This is a genomic window from Xanthocytophaga flava, from assembly GCF_030068545.1.
In the GTDB taxonomy this organism is placed as follows: domain Bacteria; phylum Bacteroidota; class Bacteroidia; order Cytophagales; family 172606-1; genus Xanthocytophaga; species Xanthocytophaga flava.
Genome location: NZ_JASJOR010000067.1, coordinates 1 through 5,776 on the forward strand (window position 1 = coordinate 1; position 5,776 = coordinate 5,776).

General features: G+C 40.3%; 3 protein-coding genes. 1 reads left to right on the top strand and 2 read right to left on the bottom strand.

Annotation, left to right across the window (positions count from 1 at the left end; translation table 11 throughout):
* The first annotated feature begins 354 nt into the window (after nucleotides 1–354).
* Nucleotides 355–1,206, top strand: coding sequence for a hypothetical protein (locus tag QNI15_RS38625; protein WP_314037518.1), 852 nt, complete (start codon nucleotides 355–357; stop codon nucleotides 1,204–1,206).
* A gap of 91 nt (nucleotides 1,207–1,297) precedes the next feature.
* Here QNI15_RS38625 and QNI15_RS38630 read toward each other — a convergent pair whose 3' ends face one another.
* Both QNI15_RS38630 and QNI15_RS38635 read right to left on the bottom strand, forming a co-directional pair.
* A complete protein-coding gene (locus QNI15_RS38630; RefSeq protein WP_314037526.1) occupies nucleotides 1,298–1,702 on the bottom strand; it encodes a hypothetical protein in 405 nt (134 codons plus the stop codon).
* Nucleotides 1,703–2,039: 337 nt separating this feature from the next.
* On the bottom strand, nucleotides 2,040–5,186 hold the full coding sequence (locus QNI15_RS38635) for a PAS domain S-box protein (RefSeq protein WP_314037528.1): 3,147 nt from the start codon (nucleotides 5,184–5,186) through the stop codon (nucleotides 2,040–2,042).
* Nucleotides 5,187–5,776 lie beyond the last annotated feature (590 nt).

Here is a 5,776-nt window from a genome sequence, read left to right on the forward strand (position 1 = left end):
TACAACCAGTTCCGACCTCACAGTTCTCTGAAAGGACTTACACCCTGTCAGATGGACGAGCAATCGCAACTGTTCACTACCGCCGATTTTTCCATTTCTGCTCGGTCTTAAATTTGGGAGGAGATCAAGGTAGTTTGAGTGGTTTTCTTACCTTGACTGTATTGAGCGGACACTTGCGCCAGAAACTTTCTTTATTTCCAGAAAAGACATGGGACATAATGAAGAGCCAAGTTGGTACAAAGAAATTACTACGATGCAAAATCTTTACTAGATTATGCAATAAGGCTTTTTACTTTACTATGGATAACTTTGAGAAGAAATATTCATCCATAGTACTTTAACTTACCTAGTAGAATGATAAAAATAGATGACAAGCTGCAAAATATTACTTTCGCTACTGCTTTTCTTTACTTTCTTGCCCTTCTAAGATTAACAGTTTACTACAGGTTTTTTGGATTAGATATAATTCCTTTCTTAACAGTGTATGAAGTCATCAAATCTATTTTTAATGCCAATCTGTTTATTGCAAGTCTATTGTTGTTTGGCATATACCTTGGGGTTAGATTTGCTCTCACTGGAAAGAAAGAAGAAAATAGATCAGAAGAAAATTCTCCCTTATCTGAAAGCGGATTCCTCAATCCACCCCAAACAACCTTAAAAAATCTAAAAACTAAACTACAACATTTGGTGTATGCCTGTATATTAAATGTAGTGTGCTTTTGGGCTTTGTTCATTTTTGGAGATTTTCCTATAAAACTCTTTGGACAGGATATTCGCATACTTACATTCACCGCATCTATGTTAGGTCTTTTGGTTTACTTATTAAATAGTACCTCTAAAGTATCTACACGAGATATCTCTTACTATTCGCATATGGGGTATAATTTTACGATGATATCCAATATAATGTATATCATATTCCTAGTAAATTTAACCACTGTGATTGCTTTTTATGAAGCTGAGTTTGTAAAGAAAGAAGAAAAGAATACTATCAGTTTTAAAATGGATAATGCTACAGTTTCAAGTAATACAATGAATCGATTTATTGGAGTTACAGAAAACTATATTATACTATATAATCTGAAAAATCATAAAACAACCTTGTACTCCAGAGAAGAAGTAAAGGAACTTGAGTTTAAAACTTCCAATTTACGACCTGCAACTAAAAAAGAAGAATCTATAGATAGTACACATCATCAACAATAGATCTGCTATAGTATTTATTAAACAAGGTATGCATTGACCAAAGGTCATCTGATTATTTCCCCAGACATTGTGTTTTACATGTTTGTGTTTCTTACACAACTCTCTTTAAGGCTGTCAGCGGGAGAATTTCAAGGTCTATATCTCCCTTCAGGGTTAGCCACTCGCAGACAGCATGTGAGATATTCTCACTTTCTGTAAAGTTCGTAATTTTCATAACAGGAGGTTCTGAATCATGCTGGTGGTTAAGGAGTACTCTATCGTGTATATTTATCTCACATGGATGCTTCTTTGCATCGTTTGGAAGCGACAGGAATCTGACTTCTTTTGGCTGACAGAGTTCTACTTTCATATAATGCTTTTTATCAAAATAGGCACAATGAAGAATCTCTTGCGAAAATATATTGTCGGAAGTGATGTGAATAATAGTCATACGATTAGTAGACAAAATACCTTCAACAATATCACCCGTTTGCGGTTTCGTAATAGTGTCGTTCATTTGGTAAATAGAGAGGAGTATGTGTATAAAATACTCCCCTCCAATAACGAAGTAAAAACAAATCCCGTCAATACGTATAAATACGCATTATTGAACGTATTTATACGTATTGACGGGATGGTTCTACTCGTTATCCATGAATTTAGATACTGAGGATGGATTGTATGCAGTGAGTAAACTTGTAATGTTTCCAGACTTACTTATACTATCGTGCATAGCCAAATGGATCATACCACTTGCTGTTGCGTTCAGAAACCTTTTTGCATTTTGGTTATTTTATAACACAGACCCTCTATACATACAACCAACTGGACTTCTTTATAAACCTATAGTTTACCTATGAAGCAGGTAGAAACACAGTAAAGACTGCGCCCTGACCTAGCGTACTGGTTGCCTGTATGGCTCCTTTATGATTAGCTACAACTTTTTCACAGATAGCTAGTCCTATACCCGTTCCGGCATATTCTACTCTGCTATGCAAACGCTGAAAGATTTGAAAAATACGTTCGGCATATTCCTGTTCAAATCCTATCCCATTATCCTTTACCTCAATCCGATGGTAGAATGAGGAATGGTGTGGAATTCTGAGAGAGGCAGGTAAATCCGAAGCAGCTATCAATGCATACTCTACTTTGATGAGAGGAGCTATTCCTGCTTTGCTAAATTTGAGTGCATTGGAAAACAGATTCAAAAATAACTGGCCTAGTTGTGTAGCATCGCCCTGCACCACAGGCAAAGGAGCTATTTGTATAGTAGCCTGTGTTTCCTGAATACGAAACTCTAGTTCATTCAGTATTGTATCCAGTACCTGATTTAAGGACACAGATTCGGTACGATCTTTCTGGTTTGATATTTTGGAAAATGCCAACAGATCATGGATTAAAACCGACATCCGCTTAGATGCTGCCTGCATGCGTTCCAGCAAAGGAAGACCCTCGCCCAACCCAACGCCGTATTGCTTTTTGAGCATATCTCCAAAAGACTGAATCTTACGGAGGGGTTCCTGCAAATCATGCGAGGCAATATAGGCGAACTTTTCCAGGTTATCGTTTGAACGAACCAGCAGTTGATTGGCTTCAAACAATTCCTGATTGGTTTTTGCCAGCTCTTCCGTACGCTTGTGAACCTGTTGCTCCAGTACCAGTTGAGCAGAACGCCGCTCAGTTACATCCTGAGCGGTTCCAAACATTTTTACAGGTTTTCCCTGCTCATCAAAAAAGGTGCGGGCTTGTGCATGAATAATATATTTCTGTCCAGTGGTTCGGTTGGTCATTTCATATTCTTCATTGTAGACGCCCCCGGATTCGGGATTGAGAGCCCAGGCCATAGCCGTACGGATGCGCTCCTGATCTGCGTCGGATAATACCGGATACACATCGTCCAGATCCTCTTCTTCAGGCAAAATACCAAACCATTCTCTGAGCCGATCTGAATAGGTGGTACGGTTGGTAACAGGGTCATATGTCCAGGTTCCCAGTTGTGCCAGTTCAATGGCTCCCCGCATCAATGCTTCTGCTTCCTCTACTTTTTTGCGGGCAACCACTAGATTGGTTACCTCAATGGCCGCTATGATAATACCATAAATCTGGCCTTGCATATTACTCAGGGCTTTGTACGTATACTGATAATATCCTGTATAAGGCTTTCCAAACCGTAGCAGTTCAAATTTTTCTTCCGGCTCATGAAACGTTTGTCCTGTGGTATATACATGTTGGAGCCTGTTGAATAAAGGGGTAGCCTCCAGTTCCTGCATTACGTCCATAAATGGCTGACCAACAATAGACTTATCCCGTCCTATCATCTGAAGCATATTTTCATTGACAGTATGAATGATCATTTGCTTGCCTGTCACAACCATTTTAGCTACCGGTGAGTTGAAAATAATACTTTTGCTGAAGAGCTCACTTTCTTCCAGACTTTTGCGGTACAATACTTCATTGGTCACATCTATGGCCATATTCAATATGGCATAAACCTGCCCCTTTTCATCTCTAAGTGGCTTATAGGTAAAGTTAAAATAAAAGCTATTGAGTTTACCTCCCACTACAAGATCTGCTCTCATCTCCCGGGCATGATACACCTCACCTGTCTTATAAATCTGAGCCAATATATCCAGAAAGGGTTGCGACTCCAGTTCGGGCAAGGCATCTGCCAATCGCATTCCCCGTACATGTTCATCTTTGCCCCATAATTTAATCATAGCAGGATTGGCAACATCGATGATTAGTTCTTCACCCCGGTACAAGGCAGTGGCAAAAGGAGTTTCTTCGATCAGCGAACGAAATTTAGCTTCACTGGCCTCAATAGCTTTTTGAGACAAAACTTGAGTAGTGACTTCTGTTCCAAGTACCATCACACCAGAAATGGTTCCGTCTGCATAGCGTAAAGGGGTATAGGCAAAATCAAAATAAGCCTCTTCCAGCCGGCCATTGCGTTGCAGATTTGCAACTATGCCTCTCCCTGTAACAGGTTTACCTGTATCATAGACCTGCTCGAGCAAAGTCATGAAGGGTTGTCCTTCGAGTTCAGGTAAAGCCTGTTGCAAAGGCATTCCCAAAATAGAGTCGTCTTTCCCCCACAGCTCAACTAACTTGTCATTCACTATTTCAATCCGCATCTCTCTACCTCTTAGCAAGCCTATTCCCATCGGAGCTTGTTCTACCACACTGCGGAATCGTTCCTCGCTTACTTTAAGCTCAAGCCGGGATTCTACTTCCTGGGTAGTTTCCTGGGCAATGCCGGAAAACAGATATGGTTCACCTTCCTCATCATAGCCATAGGTGCCCATTACCCGTATCCAATGTACAGAGCCATCATCCCAGACAAACCGGATCTGGTAGTGTAGCTTTCCGGTAATAGCCGCCTGTTCGTAGGCCAGGTTCCACAAAGGCAGGTCCTCGGGATGAATGTGCTCAATGAGTATACTACGACTGACAATTTGCTCAGAACCTGTCATGATTCTGGCTATGGTAGCAGAGTAGTCTATCTTATCGCTATTTCTTTCGAGGGTAAACCATCCTGCAGATGCGCCTTCCAGTGCTTGTTCAGCCCGTAGTCCTTGTTTCGTAAATTGCTCCCGAAGCTCAATCTGCTCGCTTACATCGGTTACAATTCCCTCAATACGAGAGCCTTTTACGAGATCTCCGGCATACACATTTCCCTTCACATGTACCCAACGTAACGTATTCGTATAGGATAGGGTACGGAAATGCATATCCAGCGGATGGGCCTGTGTTGTTTGGCTTGCCTGGGAAATAACCTCGGTTACTCTTTCCAAATCACCAGGATGGATGTATTTGAGTAGATTGTGATAGGAAACCTGCTCATCTTCTGAAAAGCCATAGCATTCTTTGCTTCGTTTATCCAGGTAAACTTTTTGTTCTATAGTGTCAACCTCCCACATGCCTACCCCAGCAAGTTCCAGTGCTTTCTGATATCGTTGTATTTCCTGTAGGGTGTGCTCTTCCAAGCGATCAAAGTTCATAGGTAAAATCAAAAGTTGGTGTAATTAGCTTCGAAGATACACTCTTTAGTGTAAACAATTTCTCATTATCCGACTTCCTACCCATGTTTTATGTAGATACCAATCAGGACACAGCTATAACCATATTTTTATTGTTTTGTTTAAATAATTTCAGCAAACGTGTACTATTTTGTTCAGATCTACAGAAAGAAAAGTTTACTACTTTGAGATACACGTTTGCACTGAATTTTTAATACCGGCATATGCTATTTTCTTTGAACTGTCTAATTGTTTGGAAGTTTGTCTGGTATAGTCGATATATTTTCTGAAAAAGTGGTTTGCACATAAAGAAAAATTACTCTTGCAGCCCTTCTGAAAGGATCTTCCCGCCCACGCCAAACCTGGTGTGTGGGTGTGGCAGGCGATTGTTGGGACAGACGTGACAAATAGTGCTACGTTTGGTTTATGAAATATTCGTCCCCAGGTTGGTGTTATCACCATAGCCGTCAGGCTAAGGAAAAAAGCATATCTTTGTCGTATGCAAGATATTGATTTTCAAAATATTGTGACTTCTGATAAAGATTTCACTGAATTGTCTTCTTATTTTAGCA

Bases quoted from the DNA above. Each gene is read 5' to 3' on its own strand.
- QNI15_RS38635 (WP_314037528.1), bottom strand. From the start codon at position 5,186: ATGAACTTTGATCGCTTGGAAGAGCACACCCTACAGGAAATACAACGA.
- QNI15_RS38630 (WP_314037526.1), bottom strand. From the start codon at position 1,702: ATGAACGACACTATTACGAAACCGCAAACGGGTGATATTGTTGAAGGT.
- QNI15_RS38625 (WP_314037518.1), top strand. From the start codon at position 355: ATGATAAAAATAGATGACAAGCTGCAAAATATTACTTTCGCTACTGCT.